The following is a 22,912-nucleotide window of genomic DNA, read 5'->3' as shown; positions in this document are numbered from 1 at the left end:
TTATCAAAAGAGCTATTTCATTATGAAATAGCTCTTTTTATATATTTCAGTTATTAAACCACCCTGCTCAATAAAATTTAATAACCCTATCTAAATCATCTCATCAATTTAATTTATGATAAAAATTTTTTCACTAATGCAGTGAAATCATTAGCATTACTTAACACTTTATATAAAAATTAACACTACATTTTATATGGATAATTGTTATTAATTTAAACTTGTCAATAGATATACGCTATCCTATTCATGTATTAGAGCAATAAAATTCTATTAAAAATCAATTTTTTATTTGTAAATCAAGCTTTAAAAAATAAACGCAAGTAATATTGATTATCATTTATATTTTGTGTATATTGCGTGCATTTTATGTGTTTTTATTAATCAATCAAACGGAGAAAATATGTCTTTCAAGAGAACTCAATTGTCCATGGTAATTTTTTGTGCGATGTACACTAATTATGCGTTGTCAAATACAGCACATTTAGAGGTTATTGATGTTACCTTGCACTCAGGTACAAAAAATGCAACAAATGTTGTTACGTTAAAACAAATAGAGCGTAATACACAAACGGATTTGCGAGGCTTATTAAGTGCCGAGCCTTCTATTAACTTTGGAGGGGGTGTTGGTGGAACATCTCAATGGACAACAATTAGAGGAATGGGACAAGATCAAATTGATATCAAAGTTGATAATACCTATTCAGACTCACAGCTCTTTCATCATGAGGCTCGTTTTATTTTAGATCCTAGTTTAATTAAAAAAATAAATGTGCAAAAAGGAGCTGGCTCCGCTAGTTCAGGCATTGGTGCAACAAGTGGTTCGATTGAAGCAATCACCAAAGATGCTAAAGATCTCTTAAAAGAAAATCAACAGATTGGTTTTAAACTAAATACGGGCATAAATAGTAATAAAGGATATCACCAAGGTGCTAGTGTTTATGCTAAATATGGCGCATTTGATACTTTAGTTTCTGGGAACTGGATATATGAAAAAGATTATCTTGGTGGAAAAAAGTATCGTAATTTATCTGGTGAACAACGTGTCCAAAATAGTGCATTGAATCAACGTGGTCTATTATTTAAAGCCGGTGCTGATGTAAATGAAGATCATCGCATTGTTCTAAGTCACCGCCAAGAGCATTATCACGGAAAAAGAGCTTTACGAGAAGAATTTGATTTTACCAATTCTTATCTAACAAAATCAAAAAACGATCCCCTAGCGCCTGGACAAGCCCTAAGCGATGTTGTAGCTGGCAAAGATCGTAAAGGCGGTAATACTTATTATGTATTAGATGAAAAAGGTAACTATATCGTAAATGGTGCAAATAATAATCCTAGATATCGCATTACAACGCAAGATACTACAAATCTAGAATGGTCTGGTAAAAATCTTGGCTTTATTAGTGAAATAAAAGCGAATATTTACCATATTCATCGTAATCGTGAAGAACCAATGCAAAATAACAGAGTTAGACTAGAAACAACAGGTGCAAATATCAATTTTGATTCTGTTATTGGCAATAATCATATGATCAAATATGGCTTAAATTACCGCCAACAAGTAGGTAAACCAAACAAATTAGCAGCAAAGGCACATAATCAGAAAAAACAAGATACGGGTATTTATCTTGAAGGAATCTGGGGAATAGGTCCAGTTACTTTAACAACAGGCGCACGCTATGATCATTTTGATTTTAGAGCATCTAATGGTAAAAAAGTCAGCAAAGGACATTTTAACCCTAGTCTGGGCTTAATTTGGGAAATTAAGCAAGATTTCAGTTTAAACACAAACTTAAACTATGCTACACGTAGTCCTCGTTTATATGAAATCATGCTAGCTGGAAATGGAAATATTAGTATTGCTGATGATATTACAGCAGAAAAAGCTCGTAATACAGAAATTGGCTTTAACTATAACCTTAACAATGAGCTAAGCTTAGAAGGTAGTTATTTCTGGCAACGCGTAAAAAATGCTCACTCAATGAGAAGCATTGGCAATGAACAACGTGAAATATACAATGGCGCTTTATTACGTAATAAAGGTTATGAAATCAGTACTAGTTACAAAAAAGCAGGTTTTACAACCCGTTTAGGTGTTGCGGATAGTTCTCCTGAAGTTTATGGAAATACTGCTGACAATACTGTATTTGCTGTAAAAACAGGCAGAACTTGGACGGCTGGTTTATCTTATCATTTCGACAATCCAGACTTAGAAATTGGTTGGAAAGGTCGTTTCGTTGAGAGTACTACGGGTTCACCAAGCCGTAACTCTGGTGGTAATCAAACAAAAGTCAAACAACTTGGTTATAGCTTACATGACCTCTATGCTAGCTGGAAAGCAAATGATAGCTTAATCTTAAATATCTCTATTGATAATATTTTTGATAAAACTTACCGTAGCCATAGCCAACGTGCAGGTCATAATAGCTTAGTTGGTAAAGGAAGAGATGCTCGCTTTACTGCAAGCTATACGTTCTAAACTACTCTATTTATAATAAAGCTGCTTTATAAAGTGGCTTTTTATTATCAACTTATATCTAGTTAATATAAAAAAGGACGCTAAATAGCGTCCTAATTCATCTTTACTTTGAAATTAAAGTGCAGATTTTGCTTTTTCTACTAATGCAGCGAAAGCAACTTTGTCGAATACAGCAATATCAGCAAGGATCTTACGGTCGATTTCAACAGAAGCTTTTTTCAAGCCATTGATGAATTTACTGTAAGATAAACCGTTTTGACGCGCTGCAGCGTTGATACGTGCAATCCATAATTGACGGAATTGACGTTTACGTTGACGACGGTCACGGTATGCATATTGACCAGCTTTAATTACTGCTTGGAACGCAACACGATAAACACGTGAACGAGCACCATAATAACCTTTAGCAGCCTTAAGAACTTTCTTATGGCGTGCTCTTGCAATAACACCACGTTTTACACGAGCCATTATTTAATCTCCTATTGTCTATTTAATCTAAAATTTAACTAATCGTACGACTGTACTTAAAACGCAGTTTATGCGTATGGTAAGCACGCTACTACTAAAACTTGGTCAGCTTTCGCAACCATTGATTTGTGACGTAAATGACGTTTACGCTTAGTTGTCTTTTTAGTCAAAATATGACGTAAGTGAGATTGTTTACGTTTGAAACCACCAGAAGCTGTTTTTTTGAAACGCTTCGCAGCACCACGTACTGTTTTAATTTTAGGCATTGTTGAATAACTCCGCATTGTTTTTAAGTTAATACAGGATAATTAGGCGAATTAAAGTGCGGTCGAAATTCTTGAAATTTCAACCGCACTTAATTACTTGATCTTGCACTAATTATTTCTTTTTAGGGGCTAGTACCATAACAGCTTGACGACCTTCGAGCTTACCTGGTGCAGATTCTACAACAGAAATATCCGCCAGATCGTTTTTAACACGCTCTAATACATCTAAGCCGATGTCTTGGTGAGCCATTTCACGTCCGCGAAAACGAACTGTGATTTTAGCTTTGTCCCCATCTTCTAAAAAGCGAATCAGGCTGCGTAGTTTTACCTGATAGTCGCCTTCATCTGTACCAGGACGGAATTTAATTTCCTTCACTTGTACAACTTTCTGTTTCTTCTTCTGCTCTTTTGCCGCTTTACCTTTTTCATAAAGGAATTTACCGTAATTCATAATGCGACACACTGGAGGCTCTGCATTTGGGCTAATCTCAACAAGATCTAACTCAGCCTGCTCAGCCATTTCTAATGCTTGTTGAATTGATACAATACCTGCTTGTTCGCCATCTTGGTCAATCAAACGAACTTCTTTCACTCGAATTTCATCATTAATGCGATTCGGACGATTAGCAACTGGTGCTTTTTTTACGGTTTTAATAGTCTTATTCCTCTATTGGTTGACATAACATCATCTACTTAGCAGAAGAAGATGATTCAGTGCTCTCATATGAGCAAAACGGGCGCAATTTTACTTTATTTTAATGATTTATGCAATAAGTAATACACTATGTCACTTTTAAAATAAGGAGAATTTGCCCTAGAAATACACATTTTACCTAATATTCTTAGTACTAATTTTAACTCCGATTTTTTCACCTGTTTGCAAAAGTTTCGTAATCCTTGCACTTTCTAAACATAACATTTGCCTATAATCACTGTCTTGCATTGCACTCACTGTATTATTCCAAGGATTCCATAATACAAGATCGCTAATTTTTTGATGTTCTAAGACAATTTGGCGCGTAAAACCAAGATCATTGATGCTATTTGTATAATTTTGTACATTCTCTAGAGTATAAACACAATCCACATTTCCAGCGATTTTACGTGTTGAAGGTAATACTTCGATTTGTTGTGTAATCGCATTTAGTCCTGTTTGAGGTAAATTGTTGACTTCAACTTGTGCAATATCACTCACATTAAAATAGGTGTGTAATGCTGCTTGTGCAGGTGTTTCACCATAATGGGTAAATTCAATCTGGCAATCTTGTGTAAATACCATCAGGACTTTTGCTTCAATACAATTCAATTCATTAAATAATGAAAAAACTAACCGCACTTTATCTTCTTCGATCGCATAATCACTCAAAGACCATAAATATAAACGCACTGTGCCGTGAATAGGCTGTTTTTTATTACCAAACCAAGGATAACAAAGCGGTATACCACCACGAATTGGCACACCTAATTCAAAAGATTCAATCTTACTAAGCCATAACAATTCACGCTCCCCTTTGGGCTGCCATTGCAATAACTGTGCGCCTTGTAGTGCAATTTTTGCTTGTCCAACAGCGTGTTTAAGCTCCAAGACTGGCATTTGATTATAGTGATATAAATTCAGTTCTGGCGTAATTTGTTTGATATGCTGTACGCTCATAGCAGACTCCATTAAAATTATTGACCATTTAAAATTTTTTGTCTCATTTGCTTCATATGTGGTGCAGTTTTATTAAAGAAATAACGATATGACTGACACAAATAATTATGTTTAAATTCATTGCTAGCGACTTCGATAATACGGTGTTTAGGACAGCCACCATAACAAATAGATTTAAACTCACAGCATTCGCAAATAGAGGTTAATTGGTTTTGTTTCGCTAAACCAAATTGCTGTTGTTGCTGTGATAAAACTAAATCCACCAGCGATTGTTGATTTAAATTACCAATACGATACTCTGGATACACATAATGATCACAAGAATACACATCACCATTAGCTTCAACGATGAGGGATTTGCCACAGGTTGGCTGATGAATACAACTGCTCGATGGATACCCTAGCCACTGTCCAAGTAAATTATCAAATTCCAATACAAAAATGCGCCCAACATCTTCTTTTAACCATTCTTGGAAAACATCAAATAGAAATACGCCATAACCTTCTGGCGGTACAGAAAATGAAGTAGTAGCATTTTTACTAGGACAATCTGTTTTTTCCACAATAGGAATAAACTGCATAAAGGTCGAGCCTAATGCTTTTAATGCTTGATAGGTTTCTTTTCCTTTTTGCCAGTTTTGATCGTTAATTACCGTAAGCGTATTGAAGTTCACTTGATATTCTTTTAATAATTCAAGAGCTTTGACAACGCGATCGTAAGTAGGCTGCCCTGAACTAGTAATACGATAACGATTATGCACGGCACTTAATCCATCAATCGATAATCCAATCAAAAAATCGTTTTGTTTAAAAAACTCTGCCCATTGGCGATTAAGCGCAATACCGTTAGTTTGGAAGGCATTAGTAATGGTTTTACCTTTTGCAAATTCTCTCTGAAAATTGACCGCACTTTTAAAGAAATCTAAACCTAATAAAGTAGGCTCTCCCCCCTGCCACGCAAAATCCACCTGATTGCCAGCATGTGCTTCAATATAGTTCTTAATATAGTTTTTGAGAGTATCTTGAGACATAAACCGTGCTTGTTTGCCAAAATCCTGCTCTTTCTCCAAATAAAAACAATATTCACATTGAATATTACAATGGAAGCTACTTGGCTTTGCCATTAAGTGGAAATGTGGTTTTGGTGAAAAAAATGACATTTCTCGCTCCAAAATCAGCATAAAAAAGACTATTTCTTATAAGAAGGCAACAATTCGGTAAATAAGCCGTTTTGTTTTAGTTCTTTAGCAATACGAATTGCTGTTTCGGTTTCACAACCTGCATATTCAGCAATTTCACGATACGTCCAGTTATAATAAGGAAAATTACTCGTTAAAAAATATAGGCTATCAATCACTCGATCTAATGTGCGTAAATAAGCACTTTTGGCTAAGCGTTGCTCTGCATCACGTAGTTCATTGGCTAATGTTTGTAAAAGTGATTTACTTAGTTGGACGTTATGTAAGAAAAATTGCTCAATATCTTCCGGTTTAATACGAATAATTTCCGCTTCAATTAGGATCTTTGCATTACAGTGATAACGACTATCCCCTAGCCCAAATAATGTTCTAAAACCAAAATAATCCCCTTGCCGATACAGTCGTACAAGGCTTTCTTTACCATTATCCAATGTATGATATAACCCAACTAAACCCTGTTTTATATAATAAAATTCTTGTGCGACTTCACCTTGTTGATAAACAGTCATTCCCTTTGTTAATTGATGAAGGTGAGTAAGTTGACAATGTTTTAATTCTTCTGGCTGGATATTATAGCTTTCCATCGTATCATTTCCTTAGCTTATTGATATTGTGTTTAAAATTTCGTCCTATGATTTATTATAGTGATAAAGGCGAACTTTTGTCCGCCTTTTTATGATTACACTTCATCAATAATACGATAAAGCCAGTTTTCAAGTGGATCACCCAGCCGTTTCATTTCTACACGCATTTCTTCTAGCATTTCTTTTTTAACTTCACGATAACGCTCATCATAGAAAAGATTATGCATTTCTCCAGGATCGTTATGAACATCATATAATTCACACACATCAGTTGCATTAAAAACTAATTTATAATCTTTACGACGCCACATACGTTGCTCAAAATAGACAAAATGCCCTGCAAGCTGTGCCAAAATACCCTTACGATCATTTTGTTGTTTTTCACGTGTAATTGGCAGTAAGGTTTCCCCTTGGAAAACTTCTGGAATTTGCTGTTCTGCAATATCATAAACCGTTGAAGTCAAGTCATGTAAATAAACTAAATTATCATCTTGTTCATTTATGCGATCAGATTTAGGATCTTTGACAATCAATGGAATATTATAGGTCGTATCAAACATAAATTCGCCTTTTTCAATCATTCTATGGGCACCCATTGCATCACCGTGATCAGCGGTTGCAACAATAAATGTGTTCTCATATAGATTGTGCTCTTCTAAATAATCCAATAACTCACCAATTGCATCATCAATTAACGTGATATACCCCCAGAATTTAGTAATCACTTCTTTCCAATGATCTTCGCTTGCTTCCCACATTCCCCACATTTTTGAAATCGTGCGGAAGTGACCTGGTTTTCCTTCAAGTGGTTTGAAGAAACTTTCATCAAGCACAACATCATCTTTACTATACATTGAATAATAAGGCTCTGGCACAATACAAGGTGTATGTGGACCCCAGAAGTTAATCCAAGTGAAGAACGGTTTATTTTCATCAAGTGATTCTTTGATATAACGTTTTGCTTCATCAATGATGAAATAAGGGATTGTTTCTGCTTTTGTACCAGATAATAAACCACATAATTCTTGAACACGTAAATGTGGATTATCACCAAAATATGCTCGACTAACTTCCGGGATTGGATGTCCTTTTTCTAATAACCATTCGTGATAGCGGTTAGAGTGGGTTGGAGGTTGATTAAAAACTAAGTTTTTATACACACCACTACCAGGGTAACCATAACCATCAAAATTATGACCTTTAATATCATAATCTTCCGGGACAGACTTAGTACCCACATGCCATTTTCCTACAACATAGCTGTTATATCCCTCTAATCTCGCAATATTTGGTGCCTGTTTACTAATTTCACCAGTTCCACCCTTTTCCCCATTTTTGATAATACCGTGTGTTGAAGGCATTAACCCAGTGAACAATGAAGTTCTTGCTGGTCCACAAACAGAAGCTGGGGTAAACGCATTATTAAAGCGAATCCCTTCTTGGGCTAACCTATCAATATTAGGGGTTTTTACTACTTGGTGCCCATAGGCACCAAGCATATCTTTTCTCACTTGATCTAAGAGAATATAGACAATATTCATTATTTACACCTCTATTTTACGATGATCTACATCGCCGTTTTTTTCATACGGAATACAAATAATACAATCACTTGTAACACAGCATAGATACCCAAAATTAATCCTGGCTGACCGTCTGGTGAAGCTAAACCAATTGGCGATAAGAATGCGTGTAGTGAAATTAAGCCAAGTACTAAAGAAGCTACCGTCACACGAGCATGTTCCCAGTATGTTAAGTCTACTCCCTCTTTGTTTTCTTTGCTTTCTTGATATGGTTCACGTTTTAAGAATTGACCTAATACTAACATTACAATAACATCGAATACGAATAATGCAGCCATTACATAAACGAAGTTTACTTTCACTTGGAATACCCAAACAATACTGAAATATAAAATAACGTGTAATAACAAGGCAATACGTGCAGCTAAACCAGAAACTGTTTTATTAAATAAACCTACTGCAAATAATGCAACGATTGGGATATTCACAAATCCAGCAAAACGTTTAGTTAACAAGAAGATACCGTCTGTACCAAACATCAATAATGGTCCAATGATCATGGTTAAGATCGCCATAATGGTTGATACTTTTTTTGCATGAGCGATTAATTCTTGCTCTGTACGTTGTTTTTTACTGATTGATGGTAATAAGTCTTTACAGTAGATAGTCGCCGCTGAGTTTAAGAATGAGTTGAATGTACTTAAAATCGCACCGAATAATGCTGCAATAAAGAAACCTTGTAAGAAGGTTGGCAATACTTTATTGACTAATGCTGGGTAAGACGTATCAATTGGATTTAAGCCATCACCAAGAATATGAAAACTTAATAAACCCGGTAAGTTCAAGATCACAGGTAAAGTTAATAAGAATAAGGCTGCTAAAAGGATACCTTTTTGACCTGATTTTAGGTCTCTCGCGCCTAATGCACGTTGTACTATCGCTTGATTAGTTGTCCAATAGAAGAAGTTTACAATTAAAATACCGGTAAACATTGCTGGCCAAGGCACCGCATCTGTTGCATTACCAATAGCATTAAATTTCTCAACGTGAGTAGTGGTAATAACTTTAAGACCTTCAGAAATACTACCATCACCTAAGTGAGCTAATGCAAAGATTGGCACCAATAACGCACCTATAACTAAAATGACTGCATTCAACGTATCAGAAACTGCGACTGCTTTTAATCCACCAAAAATAGCATAAATTGCACCTACTATACCAATTGCGACTACGGTATAAACAATAGATTGTCCATAAGTAATACCAAATACCGTTTCTAAGTTAAAAATTTTATTAAATGCAATTGCACCGGTATAAAGTGCGGTCGGAATAACGATGAAAAGATAGAACACTAAGAAAAGTGCTGACATAATTAAACGAGTTTGACGGTCAAAACGATTTTCAAAGAATTCTGGAATCGTTGTGTAACCATTTTTAATGTATTTCGGTAATAGATAAAGAGCTAAAAAACACAAAGGAATTACTGACTGTACAGTCCACGCAATAATTGAGAAATTACCTTTATAAGAAACCGCATTTACACCAATAAGTTGCTCAGTTGATAGTGAGGTTAATACCATTGAGCAGCCAATCACAAGTCCACTCAACCCACGGCCAGCTAAAAAATAGCCTTTTGAGGTGCTTAAATCATCACCCTTTGTTTTTCTCCACGAGATATATGCCACAATTCCCGTTACAACGAGAAAGCTGGCGATTGTAATGAACATAACGTCCTCCTTTTCTTATATTTAGTCCAAAATAAAGGCATCTAAAAAGATACAGGATTAGGATAATACAGCCGAAAATGAAGACTTATGATAATCATCATAGAACCATAGTGAGTTTGATCACAGATTTTAATCAGAATTCAAAAAATGTTTCACGATATGAGCGTGATCATAAACTCGCCTTTTAATGTAAGGGCATAATAAAATAAAAAATGGAGTCATTTTATGAGCTTGCAGTTAATTTTTATCCTTATTATATGTGGAGCGATGACAAACTTAATGTCCGCAATATTTGGGATTGGAGGTGGTGTACTGATGGTCCCTATCTTATATACGCTCTTTCCTGAATTTCCCTTACAAATGATCGCAGCAACCTCACTTACCATTGTAATTGGATCGGCATTAATTAATTTAACTTACTTTTACAAACAAAAAATACAAATTAATTTTAAAGCAATGTTACTTTGGTCTTTAGGAATGATTATCGGAGTTCAATTAGGGTTTGAAGCCAGTTTCTATTTACCAGATATTTTCATTATTGTCGTTTTTATTAGCGTGCTAACGATATTAGCGATTCGAACGATCTTCTTTTCAAAATCGACAAAAGCCGATAGCGTCGAAAAAAATGAGAATCTTAAAGGTGCAGGCTTATGCTTATTTGGCGGCACAGTAGCCGGAATGACAGGCATTGGTGGGGGTTCAATTATGGCACCATTAATTGGACAACTCCATAGCATCAAACCTCATCAAATCGCACCATATACTAACTATATGATGGTAATTGGTGGGTTCGGTAGCCTATATGGTTATTTATCCAAAACGCCACCATTTCACTTGGATTATGGCTGGCAAATTGGATATGTCAATTTTTCAATTGTTGCGATTGTGGTATTAAGCTCATTCGCTACTAGCTTTCTTTCAATGAAAATCCGTGGCATTTTACATCCAGACGTAGCAAAAAAACTCTTAGGCATAATCTTATTAGCCATCGCAGGATATATGCTTATTGCGCATTTGATGAAATAGAGAAATCAGCAACCAGAGAACAAAAAAGCCCACTATGATGTGAGCTTTTTGAAATATCACTTATTATTTTTGTTCATTAAATGCTTCTAATGCTCGCAATGAATAAGTGTATGCTGCGCCTGCGTTAAGTGCGATTGCAGTTGCTAATGCAGCAGCAACCTCTTCTTCTGTTGCACCAGCTTTTACAGCTTCAGCCGCATGAACACCGATACAACTTTCACAACGTGTTGTTACTGCAACAGCTAATGCAATTAATTCTCGGGTTTTTACATCTAATACGTTATTTTCAGCAGCTGCTGTATTTAATGCCCCATAAGCTTGTAACATTTTAGGGTATTTTTGACCTAATGCACCAAATGATTTTTTGACGTGTGAAACATCATTTTTCCAGTCTGCAAACATAATATCTCCTATAAAATAAATTTGAGAAAAGGGATTAGTATTATATAGAATTTTTTATATACACATCCACTAGCAATTTTTCTGTTTATATGAATAAATAGCATAATTTATTGCTAGACTTTATTTATACATTTCTGCTTATATTGCTACAACTAGCATATAAAAATTAACTATTTTATAGTTTCAGATACTGTTATTTGAGAGTAATTTGTGTACAATCAATGTTGGGTTCTGTTTCAGCATATTCATTAATTCATCAATGTTGATTCATTTATTCATACATTAATTCCATATAACAAACTATAGGGGAAAAATATGAAAAAGCTATTTTTACTTACCTGCTGTGTGTTCGCTTTAACAGCGTGTAAAACAGAAATTGAAAAAGACGTTTCTCTTAAATCGCTATTAAACGATCCCGTTCGTACCGAATCGGCTACATTAAATGTGCAAATTACATCTTGTCACGATCATGAAGACTCAAGAAAACCATCAGAAGATTTAACCAAAATTCAACAAAAAATTCCTACCGTTTTCACACAAGCTAAATATAAAGAGTGTTTTTCTAAACAGTTCGATTCTTTTGCTAGCTTTGAGATCCCCATTGATATTGGCAATATGAAAAATGAATCTGAGCTGAAAAATGATGTGAGTATTTATAGTTATAAGTACCGTCAAATGAATGTTAGAACAAGCCCAAAATTAGCTAAAAACATCCGTAGTTTTGTGGAAAATGAATTTATCAATAACTTGGATTTCAATATTTTAGTTACCTTGAAAAACGACACTGATGTAAAACACGAATTCAACGTCTACTCAGCTTATGTTGATGATTCTCCAGTAACACTTGAAAACGTAACATTAGAACCAAAAGAAGAATTAAAACTTAAACTTTCTAACGCCTCTGCCGATGCCTTATGGGTATATGAAGATGTTGGCGAAACCGTCATATTAAGTTCACCTTTCGATTTGGATGAAGTATTAGAAAAATCAAATAAATAAAATTCTAAAAACAAAAAATCCCCTAAATAGTTGGGGGATTTTTATATCCAGCAGTTAATTAAATAACTTGTACATCGATTGCTGAAGGTCCTCGTTGTGAATCTTGTACACTATATTGCACACGGTCGCCTTCATTTAATGTTCTGTAACTTGTACCGATAATACCAGAAAAATGTACGAATAAATCTTTACCACCATCTGCTGGAGTAATGAAACCAAAACCTTTATCAGAATTGAACCATTTTACTGTACCATTGAATTTAGACATTTTGTCTTCCTCTTATGAATTAAAATTTAAAGATATCATGCTTGAATCAAGCGTAGTGCTAATAACTGTTACTTAAATAGAAAGAGTAAAAGTGCTTTTCAAGTAACAAATAACGCTTGTAAATGAGGAAGAACTGTACTAACTAACTTATATAAAGACGGGTTTAGCGGTAAGCATTAGAACACGTTACCATAATTAAAGCAAACTATATTTACAACTATTTTTCATAGAGTTAAAAAAGCTCTACCTATAAATGTGGATTTTTTTCCAATACCTTGCTTTTCTAAAACTTTTTCATTATCCTACTTTTTGAGTCAACTATTAAAAATATCAAAGGGTAAGTTATGAAAAATGAACTAATTTGTTATAAAAAAATGCCAGTTTGGACAGCAAAATCTTTACCACAAATGTTTCAAGAAAAACACAATACAAAAGTAGGAACTTGGGGAAAACTTACTATTTTAAGGGGGCAACTCAAATTCTACGAGTTAACAGAAGACGGAACAGTTGTAAGTGAACATTTTTTTACCTCTAAAAGTGACATTCCATTAGTTGAACCACAAGTCTGGCATAAAGTCGAACCTATTTCTGACGATTTAGAATGTTATCTGGAATTTTATTGTAAAAAAGAAGATTTCTTCAGTAAAAAATATAATATGACTCCTACTCACTCAGAAGTAAAAAGTGCGGTCGAAATATTAAAACCTTGCAAAGTGTTAGATTTAGGTTGTGGTCAGGGTCGAAATTCCCTCTTTTTGAGTCTATTAGGTTACAATGTCACGTCTTGGGATCATAATGAAAATAGTATTAAATTCTTAACTGACACAGCTGAAAAAGAAAATTTGCCAATTCAGACCGCACTTTATGATATTAATTCAGCCAATATTCAAGAAAACTATGACTTTATTCTTTCTACTGTAGTCTTTATGTTCTTAAATCGTGACCGAGTTCCACAGATTATTGAAAATATGCAAAGCCATACTAATATTGGTGGTTATAATTTAATTGTTGCAGCAATGTCTACCGATGATGTGCCTTGCCCAATACCTTTTTCTTTTACATTTAAAGCAGGGGAATTAAAACAATATTATCAAGATTGGGAGTTGATTAAATATAATGAAGAAATGGGTGAATTACATAAAACTGATGAAAATGGTAATCGAATTAAAATGAAATTTGTGACTATGCTAGCAAAGAAAAAATAAGCAACAACGCCCTGTTACTAGGGCGTTTTATTTCCTTTAATCTCCTAATTTTCGGATTGGGAAATCTAAAATTTCTGCTAGACTCAGTACTGTTTCTACGTCCGTTTTTAGGCAGGGTAAAAAGCAGTAACTTTCTAAACAGGTTTCAATATCTAATAAACTATAATTTGATCCTGTTTCAAATTTTCTAGCAAGCTCATCAAGCTGCAAGTTCTCTTCTTCATTAAATTCAAAAGGTTTATCTTGATATTTAGCAAGATAATTAACTAATTCCTCATAATCCATTTGCCAATGGTCTTCATATGTTGAAGTTAAATATTCACATAATAGAAAGCGATAATTTAAAAAATGAGGCTTGACGGTTCCATAAAAACCTTCATCTTTCACTTGCTGAATTAACTGTTTTTGTTGCTGTTGAATGTCGATCCAACGCGCTTTAAACCCCTCTATATTTTGAATCCCTGTCAATTGACAAAACTGTTCTAAATACAATGAATAGGCTTCCAAGTTTTTTTGTTTAAGTGGCATTTCTGGTAAGGAAAAACCTTCTGCCTCAATAGAAAGAAATTGACATATCTGTCCAATTGCCTGTTCTAATAATGACCAATATGTTTGATCTAATTTTTCTTCACTGTCTATTTCTAAGCTACGAGCATGCTTCATCTCTTCAAAAATGCTACCAAATTTATTTGGCACAACTAAAATTTTAAAGCGCTGATCTCCTTGCCGATCAGTATAAGGTGTACAAAAGAAAGTCACTTGTTCATATTTTGCTTTTTTTGCTTTCAAATATGCTTGAATCGGTGCTGTACCAAAACTGATCATAATAAAACAATAATTATTGCCATCAATTAATTCTGTTTTAGGAACAGGTTCTATATTTACTTTCCATAACAATTCGGCTAAAGCATCATAATGATCTGTATAACCTGCATCTGCTAAGGTGAGTACAATCATTTCTTTTTCATCATCATCGACATCAACAAAATGCGTTGGATAATAATAGTAATCAAGCAAAATGTCTGTTTTAAATAGGTTATTAGGTATTTCAACACTGTAGCTCTCATTATCTAAATATGCTTCAATGTTAATTAATGCATTTAAGATATGATCATACATAATCTACCCTCATATAAAAAATCATACTGTTCAGTGTCGTACAATGAATTAGCATACTAACTGCAAATAAGCTAACAAAAAACTAACCGCACTTTACTCTTCTTAAGTAAACTACGGTCAGTTTTAATTAAGTTTTAAGCTAGTAATATAGACTCACTACTCATCAATTGTACGTAGTAATTCATTAATACCAACTTTACCTCTTGTTTTTTCATCAACTTTTTTCACGATGACTGCACAATATAAGCTGTATTTGCCACATTTAGATGGGAGGCTACCAGAAACTACCACAGAACCTGCTGGCACACGACCATAAGTAATTTCACCTGTTTCACGATCATAAATCTTAGTAGATTGACCGATAAATACTCCCATAGAAATCACTGAACCTTCTTCAACGATCACACCCTCTACAATTTCAGAACGCGCACCGATAAAACAATTATCTTCAATAATTGTTGGGTTTGCTTGCAACGGCTCTAACACACCACCAATACCAACACCTCCAGATAAATGGACATTTTTACCAATTTGTGCACAAGATCCTACAGTAGCCCAAGTATCAACCATTGTGCCTTCATCAACACGTGCACCGATATTGACATAAGATGGCATCAAGACAGTGTTTTTAGCAATGTATGCACCTTTACGCACAGCCGCTGGTGGTACAACACGGAAACCCTCTTGTTGAAAACGTGCTTCATCATAATCAGCAAATTTCATTGGCACTTTGTCGTAATAATTAGTTTCTCCACCAGAGACTAATTCATTGTCATTAATACGAAATGATAATAAAACTGCTTTTTTTAACCATTGATGAGTCACCCACTCCCCATCAATTTTTTCTGCAACGCGATATTTACCGCTATCTAAGCCTTCAATAGCCTCTTCGATCGCTGCACGAGTTTGTGCATCCACTGTTTTTGGGGTAATTTCTGCACGTTTTTCAAAAGCTGCTTCAATAATATTTTGTAATGACATTTTCTTTTCCTTAATGGGTTAAAACTAAACTTCTATTTTTATCATATTTCATTTTAAAACTCATCTTTTAATTTAAAAAGAAAAATCGATTTTTATGCTAAAACGTTTGAGAAATAAAATTTACAGTGATTGAAGAAATAATGAACTTTCAGTAAAATCGAAAAAATGCGTAAAAATAAGGAGCATATTATGCTGAAAAAAACGTTGTATGCCATCACCACAATATTTGTAATGATCTTTACTCTTACAAGCTGTGATGAGAATACAGTAAAGGATGATCCACAAGCGATTGGATTCACAGTCAATCCTATTGAGCCAACCAACTATTTTGCAAGTCCTAAAGAAGTTTATCCTCTCGTATTGACCTTTTCTGGATCAGCTGCACCACTTGAAATGATGAATAAACCATTAAAAGATGTGAAGATTGAGCCTGAAATTCGAGGAACTTGGAAATGGCAGAACGATACAATGCTAACTTTCCAACCTGAAAATGATTGGGTCGCAGGTGAGCACTATAAAATTTATCTCAACGATAAAATACTCAATCCCAAAATCAGATATAAACAGGCTGTTAAACAACCAATTACGGTTGAAACAACACCTTTTTCAGCAAATATTGAAAACTCCGAATTTTATCAAGATCCAAATCAGGCACATATTCGTCAAAGTATCGTACAAGTAAATTTTAGCCACCCAGTTGATCGCAAAAAGTTTGAACAAAGCATTCAAGTTAATTTGATGCGTAAAAATCAAGATAAAACGTATAGCACTATCTCACCACTCAAATTCAAAATACGTTACTCTGAAAATGATTTATCTGCGTGGATTAGTTCTGATAACATCAATCTTGCTACCAGTAATAATCAAGTGATTGAAACTAAAATTCTTAAAAATTTTACCGCACTTTGGGGTAAGAATGAGTTAAAAGAGGACTTAGTTAATCAGGTTATAGTGCCTACAAAATTTAGCCTTTCCTTAAACAGCAATATTTCTATTGTAAATAATGAAAAAAATCTTGCTGAACAAATTCTTCGTTTGAACTTCAACCACTCAGTAAGAGGAAAAGAAGTAATGGAGAACTTGCGTGCATTCCTACTCCCGAAAGAAAACCCCAAAAAAGGTAAAGTGTGGTATTTCAACCAAGTTACACAAGAAGTATTGAATAACGCAGAAGAAATTCAACTCGACTATATTCCAAATACGACTACTTATTCGAATGTACATAACTTCCGTATTGATGTGCCAGATAAACGTTGCCTATATCTTTATGTAACAAACAATATTTCTGCGATGGGCGGATATCAATTATCACAACCTGTAGGTGAAGTAGTTTGTGCACCAAATTATCCGAAATATGTCGGCTTTGTAGGAAAAGGCTCGTTATTATCTACATTTGGTGATCAGCGTTTAACATTCAGCGCACGTAACTTCAAACACGTACAATTAGAAGTTGGTAAAGTTCAAGCAGAACAATTACGTCACATTGCTGCATTAAACTCTGGTGACTTCCAAAATCCAAGCTTAGAGGGATTGAAATTTGATCATATTGCAACCTTCAAAACTAAAACTTACACAATCAACAATAAGAAACCACAAGAAGCAAGCTATTTTAGTGCTAATTTAGCAGAATCTATTAATAACGATCCAAAAACTAAACAAGGTGGTGTGTATTGGGTGAAGGTAACTGGTTATGATGAAGAGCCTGATAATTTAAACACAGTAGATAATTCTCAAAGTGAGGATTGGCGTAATGATGAACTAAATCAATATACCGATTATCGTTTAGTTGTTGTCAGCGATCTGGGCATAATCGCAAAAAAAGCTACTGATGGTTCACAGATTATCTTTGTACAATCTATCCGTTCTGGAATGCCAGTCTTAGGTGCTAATGTGTCCATTATTGGTCGTAATGGTGATGTAATACAGAAAGCTTATACCAATGAAAATGGAATGGTCACTTTCGGTAATTTAGAGAATTATACTAAATCCCACTACCCTGTGATGTACCTCGTTACAACGATAGATCAAATGTCGTTCTTACCAATTAACCAATATAGCCGTAATCTTGATTATTCACGCTTTGATATTGATGGTGTAATGGTTGATGAAAGCGAGGCGAGCTTAAAATCTTATCTATTCAATGACCGTGGCATTTATCGCCCAGGTGAGACTGTTCATATTGGAGCGTTGACTAAATCACTGGATTGGAAAACAGAACTAACGAATGTACCACTGCAATTGAGTGTAGTCTCACCAAGTGGTTTTGCTGTATTCAACCATACTCTTCGCTTAGATAAGAGCGGTCTAAATTCTGTGAGTTTCAACCTACCAGAAAATGCTGAAACGGGTGAATGGTCTGTGGATTTATTAATCAGTTATGAAAACAATCAAATCTCAATTGGTTCAAATACCTTCCAGGTACAAGAATTCCAACCTGATACACTAAAAATTAAAGCATCATTTAATCAATCACACGTAGATGGTTGGGTGTCACCGTCTGATTTAGTCGCTACCGTTAATGTAACCAATTTATTTGGTACGCCAGCACAAAATCGAAATGTTAATGCCAATTTAGTATTACATTCATTGTTACCTAAATTCAGCCAATATAAGGATTATCACTTCTTCGATAACCAGCGTAATAAATCATCAATTTTATATGAAACTGAGCTCAACAGTCAGAAAACTGATGCTCACGGCATTGCTGAATTCCCTATTGATTTAAGCCAATATGCAGAAAATACGACACAAATGCTCTATTTCACTGCCGATGGATTTGAAAATGAAAGTGGTCGTTCAGTATCAACAGTTAAATCTATCATGGTTTCTGCACAACCTTGGTTACTAGGTTATAAAAATCAAAATGATTTGGCTTATTTAAAACAAAATAGTGAAGAAAGCGTGCATTTCCTTGCAATTAATCCAAAACTTGAGGCTGTTACAGTTGAAAAACTGAAAGCCACCTTAATGACACGTAATTATGTTTCTGTATTAACACAGCAAAGCTCTGGCGCTTACAAATATGAGTCTCAATTAGCTGAAACTGAAGTGGAGCAAACACCAATTAACCTCTCACAAAGTGGTTTAGACTTTAAACTTAATACACAAAAGAGCGGCGATTTTGTGTTAGTTTTAACCAATGAACACGATCAAGAAGTAAACCGTATTTATTATACCGTTGTAGGTAATAAAGATATGGCTGTTTCAATGGATAAGAACACTGAATTGAAATTGCGCTTAAACAAAAAACAATTCCAACCAAATGAAGAAATTGAAATAGCTATTCAAGCACCTTATGCAGGCAGTGGTTTAATCACTATTGAACGCGATCGTGTCTATGCATACAAATGGTTTAATGCAACCACAAATAGCTCTATACAACGAATTCAAATTCCAGAGAATTTTGAGGGCAGTGGCTATATTAATGTTCAATTCTCCCGTGATATTGATTCTGATGGCATCTTCTCAAGTCCATTAAGTTATGGCGTAGTACCGTTCAGTGTCAATGTGGATAATCGCCGTCTACAATTGACACTTAATGCTCCTAAAATGGTGAAAGCTGGAGAAACTGTTGAGTTTAAATTAAGCAGCAATAAGCCTGGTAAAGCTATTGTGTATGCAGTAAATGAAGGTATTTTGCAAGTATCAGGTTATAAATTTACTGACCCACTACGCTACTTTTTCCCAAAACCAGCACTACAAGTGAAAACCTCACAAATTTTAGACTTGTTATTACCTGAATTTAGTAAAGTAATGCGCTTTGCTCAAACTGGTGGTGATATAGGTGAAGAAATGGGCATTATGGCAAAATTAGCGATGGCCAATACAAACCCATTCAAACGTAAAGCTGATAAACCAGTAGCTTATTGGTCAGATGTCATTGATCTCAACGGTGATACTTCTGTGAAATATCAACTACCGGAATCATTTAACGGTAACTTAAAAGTGATGGCAATTGCCGTGAGTGAAAAAGGTAACCAGATTGGTAAAGCTGAAAGTAACACTGTTGTACGTAGTGATTTAATCCTTTCTCCAAATATGCCGTTGACCTTAACACCAACGGATCAATCTGAAATGAACTTAACCATTGCGAATAATACGAAAATGGCACAAAGAGTGACTGTTAAAGTAGAAAGCGACCCTCAAGTTGCAATTGAAGGTGAGAAAGAGAAAATTGTCGATATCGCCGCAATGTCTGAAGGTGTTGTCAGTTTTGGTTTAAAAGCAACAGATACCTTAGGTGTAGCAAATATTAAAGTCACTGCTACTTACCAAAATGAGCAACAACAAACTGCTAATGTTGTTCGTAATATGAGCCTCTCTGTGCGTCCAATTATGACACAACAATTTGTCACAAAAATTGGTCGTATTGATGCAGGTGAAAAGGTAACACAAACATTACCAGTCATGCTATTCCCCCAATATCGTCAACAACATGCATTAATGTCGCCTGTACCACTTGCATTAACACAAGGTATTGCGACTTACTTAGCACAATATGACAACTATTGCACAGAACAAATGATAAGTGCAGCAATACCAACGCTCTTGTTTGCACAAAATAAAGAATATCAACCTTTATTTAAAACTCTTTCATTTGTAAATGATAAACAATTAAGTAGTGCAAATTCTGCAGAAATTCAGACCGCACTTGATAAACTTTTATCAATACTACCAAGCCGTCAAAATGAATTTGGCGCTTATGGTGTGTGGAATAATTTAGATGTGGAAGGTGGTTTCTTGACGGCGTACGTCAGCCATTTCTTAATTGAAGCACAAGAGCGTCAAGTTCGCTTACCAAAAGCATGGTTTGGTCAATATGGTTTATTTAATAAAACTATTGAAGCCCTTGAAGCACAAAGCACTGAAGAAAGTGAAGGTAGCTTAAGTGAATTACGTGATCGTGCATATTCAGCCTATCTACTCACTCGTTTAGGTCAAGTGCCATCAAATGCGTTAATGTCTATCCGTTCTGCGTTAGAACATAACTTTGAGCCTGAGGATTGGCAAAATGACTCAAGCACCGCTTGGCTTGCAGCAGCATACAAAATGTTGAAACAAGATGATCAAGCAAATGCATTAATTGAGTTTACGTTAAAACAACTCAATAAACCACGTAAAGAAAATTGGGCTTACGAGAATTACAATGACCCATTAATTAAAGATAGCACAATGTTGTATGTCATCGCTCGTCATTTTCCACAACATTTGAACAAAGTAGGTGATGTGGTAATTGAGCGAATTGCGCAAGACTTAAACCAACAACGTTATAATACGCTTTCTTCTGCAATGGTATTATTAGCATTGGATGCTTATGGTCAACACAACCAAGCACAAGTGGCTAACTTGAAGATCCAAGTAGCCAATCAAGACGTAGATCAAGATAAAGGCATTTTCCGCTTAGCTGAATTAAAAGATAACCAAGCAGATGTAAGCTTTATCAACCAAAGCCAACAACCGGTTTGGTTCGCATTAAGCCAACAAGGTTATCCGCAACAAGCTGATGAGAAAGCATTATCAAACGGCTTAGAAATTCACCGCACTTATACCGATAAAGACGGTAAGCCAGTGACTAGCGTGAAACGTGGTGATGTCATCAATGTGACTGTTAAAGTGCGTACTGCATCTGACTTTGTTTCTGATGTTGTGATTACTGACCTCTACCCTGCTGGCTTTGAGGTTATCTGGCAATCCGATGTTGAAGAAGGTGAAACAGAATATTGGTCACCAACACATTATGAGCTAAGAGAAGATCGCATTATTAGCTATGGTGATGTTAGCAGTGAATCCAATACATTTGTTTATCAATTAAAAGCGGTGAATGCAGGTACTTACCAAATTCCACCAGCCTATGCAGAAAGTATGTATGATCGTTCGATTAAAGCATATACTGCAAAAGAAAAACAAATTAAAGTGGAAAAATAACCATATTTCAGATAAACAAAATGCCCAGTATCAAATCTGGGCATTCTTTTTGACTTAAAATAAAGTGATTTTAGATATTGAGATTGTCTAAAATATTAACGAGTTTCTAATTCAATCCCTTCGAACAAGCGCTTTACTGCACTATTATCCCGTAATCTCTCTGCTTTTTCAACCACTTGACGAGTTAAGTGCGGTGAAAAATAATTAATAAAGTCATACATATAGGTACGCAAGAAGGTACTGTGTTTAAATGCAATTTGCACAGTGCTTGAGTTAAATAAGTGATGCGCATCAATTGCAAGTAAATCTGTATCATCTTTGGTATGTGCCATCGATGCCATAATACCCACACCTAAGCCTAAGCGAACATAAGTTTTAATTACGTCTGCATCTGTTGCAGTAAATACGATATTAGGCAAAATACCTGCAGTGTTAAACGCATAATCTAAATCTGAAACACCAGTAAAGCCAAATGTATAAGTCACTAGCGGATATTTACCTAGCTCTTCTATAGTTAGATTTTTACATTCTGATAATGGATGATCGGGTTTCACAATAACAGAACGATTCCATTTATAACAAGGTAGCAATACTACATCATCAAATAAGTACTGAGCTTCCGTTGTAATAGCTAAATCCACTTCCCCAGAAAGTAACGCATCATAAATTTGTGTAGGCGAACCTTGGTGAATATGCAAGCTAACATCAGGATATTGTTTTGAAAAACGCTCAATCACAGGCGGCAACACATAGCGTGCTTGTGTATTGGTGGTCGCAATACGTAGTACGCCATGATTAGGTTGAGTATACTCATTCGCCACAGCTTTGATACTTTGTGTTTTCACCAGCAATTCACGCGCAATTGCGATAATCTTCTTTCCAGCAGGTGTTACCGATTTAATATGTTTACCATTTCGCTCAAAAATTTCTAAACCGAGCTCATCTTCTAATAACCGAACCTGTTTACTAATACCTGGTTGAGAAGTATAAAGCGCATTGGCGGCCTCTGTAACATTTAAATTCTGATTAACGATTTCAACAATGTAACGTAGTTGCTGGATCTTCATATTCGCTCCCTTTTTGT

18 protein-coding genes are annotated in these 22,912 nt (G+C 35.1%); 5 read left to right on the top strand and 13 right to left on the bottom strand.

Features of this window, described 5'->3' with window-relative positions; translation table 11 throughout:
• Positions 1-403 precede the first annotated feature (403 nt).
• Positions 404-2,482, top strand: coding sequence for a TonB-dependent receptor domain-containing protein (locus CKV78_RS03535; RefSeq protein WP_032855140.1), 2,079 nt, complete (start codon positions 404-406; stop codon positions 2,480-2,482).
• A 114-nt stretch (positions 2,483-2,596) separates the two neighbouring features.
• Here CKV78_RS03535 and rplT read toward each other — a convergent pair whose 3' ends face one another.
• The 8 genes from rplT to CKV78_RS03495 form a co-directional block, all read right to left on the bottom strand.
• Positions 2,597-2,950, bottom strand: a complete 354-nt coding sequence (gene rplT, locus CKV78_RS03530) for a 50S ribosomal protein L20 (RefSeq protein WP_005596075.1) — start codon at positions 2,948-2,950, stop codon at positions 2,597-2,599.
• A 68-nt stretch (positions 2,951-3,018) separates the two neighbouring features.
• Positions 3,019-3,216, bottom strand: a complete 198-nt coding sequence (rpmI, locus tag CKV78_RS03525) for a 50S ribosomal protein L35 (RefSeq protein ID WP_005596065.1) — start codon at positions 3,214-3,216, stop codon at positions 3,019-3,021.
• Between the two features lie 112 nt (positions 3,217-3,328).
• The gene (gene infC / locus CKV78_RS03520) at positions 3,329-3,871 is read right to left on the bottom strand and encodes a translation initiation factor IF-3 (RefSeq protein WP_081442231.1); all 543 of its coding nucleotides are present in this window, start codon (positions 3,869-3,871) and stop codon (positions 3,329-3,331) included.
• A gap of 174 nt (positions 3,872-4,045) precedes the next feature.
• On the bottom strand, positions 4,046-4,870 hold the full coding sequence (locus CKV78_RS03515) for a D-hexose-6-phosphate mutarotase (RefSeq protein WP_032855138.1): 825 nt from the start codon (positions 4,868-4,870) through the stop codon (positions 4,046-4,048).
• Between the two features lie 17 nt (positions 4,871-4,887).
• Positions 4,888-6,030, bottom strand: a complete 1,143-nt coding sequence (locus CKV78_RS03510; RefSeq protein ID WP_032855136.1) for an anaerobic sulfatase maturase — start codon at positions 6,028-6,030, stop codon at positions 4,888-4,890.
• A 29-nt stretch (positions 6,031-6,059) separates the two neighbouring features.
• The gene (locus CKV78_RS03505) at positions 6,060-6,653 is read right to left on the bottom strand and encodes a Crp/Fnr family transcriptional regulator (protein WP_005762107.1); all 594 of its coding nucleotides are present in this window, start codon (positions 6,651-6,653) and stop codon (positions 6,060-6,062) included.
• Between the two features lie 95 nt (positions 6,654-6,748).
• Positions 6,749-8,194, bottom strand: coding sequence for a sulfatase-like hydrolase/transferase (locus CKV78_RS03500; RefSeq protein ID WP_005762106.1), 1,446 nt, complete (start codon positions 8,192-8,194; stop codon positions 6,749-6,751).
• 26 nt (positions 8,195-8,220) lie between these two features.
• Positions 8,221-9,903: a solute:sodium symporter family transporter gene (locus tag CKV78_RS03495; protein WP_005762105.1), complete on the bottom strand. Its 1,683-nt coding sequence runs from the start codon at positions 9,901-9,903 to the stop codon at positions 8,221-8,223.
• Positions 9,904-10,128: 225 nt separating this feature from the next.
• Here CKV78_RS03495 and CKV78_RS03490 point away from each other — a divergent pair, with 225 nt between their 5' ends.
• A complete protein-coding gene (locus CKV78_RS03490; RefSeq protein WP_005762104.1) occupies positions 10,129-10,929 on the top strand; it encodes a sulfite exporter TauE/SafE family protein in 801 nt (266 codons plus the stop codon).
• 63 nt (positions 10,930-10,992) lie between these two features.
• On the opposite strand, the gene CKV78_RS03485 is transcribed toward CKV78_RS03490, so the two are convergent.
• Positions 10,993-11,331, bottom strand: a complete 339-nt coding sequence (locus tag CKV78_RS03485; RefSeq protein ID WP_005762103.1) for a carboxymuconolactone decarboxylase family protein — start codon at positions 11,329-11,331, stop codon at positions 10,993-10,995.
• A gap of 315 nt (positions 11,332-11,646) precedes the next feature.
• Between CKV78_RS03485 and CKV78_RS03480 the strand changes: the two genes are divergently transcribed.
• Positions 11,647-12,330, top strand: coding sequence for a DUF7424 family protein (locus CKV78_RS03480; protein ID WP_005762102.1), 684 nt, complete (start codon positions 11,647-11,649; stop codon positions 12,328-12,330).
• Between the two features lie 58 nt (positions 12,331-12,388).
• Here the strand turns inward: CKV78_RS03480 and cspE are convergent, their stop codons facing one another.
• Positions 12,389-12,598 (bottom strand): transcription antiterminator/RNA stability regulator CspE, encoded by a 210-nt coding sequence (gene cspE, locus CKV78_RS03475; protein WP_005762101.1) that lies wholly within the window; start codon positions 12,596-12,598, stop codon positions 12,389-12,391.
• A 344-nt stretch (positions 12,599-12,942) separates the two neighbouring features.
• Between cspE and tehB the strand changes: the two genes are divergently transcribed.
• On the top strand, positions 12,943-13,803 hold the full coding sequence (gene tehB, locus CKV78_RS03470; RefSeq protein ID WP_005762100.1) for an SAM-dependent methyltransferase TehB: 861 nt from the start codon (positions 12,943-12,945) through the stop codon (positions 13,801-13,803).
• A 36-nt stretch (positions 13,804-13,839) separates the two neighbouring features.
• Here tehB and CKV78_RS03465 read toward each other — a convergent pair whose 3' ends face one another.
• Together CKV78_RS03465 and dapD are read right to left on the bottom strand one after the other, a co-directional pair.
• A complete protein-coding gene (locus CKV78_RS03465; protein WP_005762099.1) occupies positions 13,840-14,922 on the bottom strand; it encodes a DUF7821 domain-containing protein in 1,083 nt (360 codons plus the stop codon).
• Between the two features lie 156 nt (positions 14,923-15,078).
• Positions 15,079-15,903, bottom strand: a complete 825-nt coding sequence (gene dapD / locus CKV78_RS03460) for a 2,3,4,5-tetrahydropyridine-2,6-dicarboxylate N-succinyltransferase (protein ID WP_005762098.1) — start codon at positions 15,901-15,903, stop codon at positions 15,079-15,081.
• Positions 15,904-16,092: 189 nt separating this feature from the next.
• On the opposite strand from dapD, the gene CKV78_RS03455 reads away from it, so the two are divergent.
• On the top strand, positions 16,093-21,828 hold the full coding sequence (locus tag CKV78_RS03455) for an alpha-2-macroglobulin family protein (RefSeq protein WP_032855133.1): 5,736 nt from the start codon (positions 16,093-16,095) through the stop codon (positions 21,826-21,828).
• Between the two features lie 95 nt (positions 21,829-21,923).
• Here CKV78_RS03455 and cysB read toward each other — a convergent pair whose 3' ends face one another.
• A complete protein-coding gene (cysB, locus tag CKV78_RS03450) occupies positions 21,924-22,895 on the bottom strand; it encodes an HTH-type transcriptional regulator CysB (protein ID WP_005762095.1) in 972 nt (323 codons plus the stop codon).
• Positions 22,896-22,912 lie beyond the last annotated feature (17 nt).

This window comes from Pasteurella dagmatis (assembly GCF_900186835.1).
Taxonomy (GTDB): Bacteria; Pseudomonadota; Gammaproteobacteria; order Enterobacterales; family Pasteurellaceae; genus Pasteurella; species Pasteurella dagmatis.
Note: the sequence above shows the minus strand (reverse complement) of the source record. Positions and strands in the feature narration are given on the sequence as shown.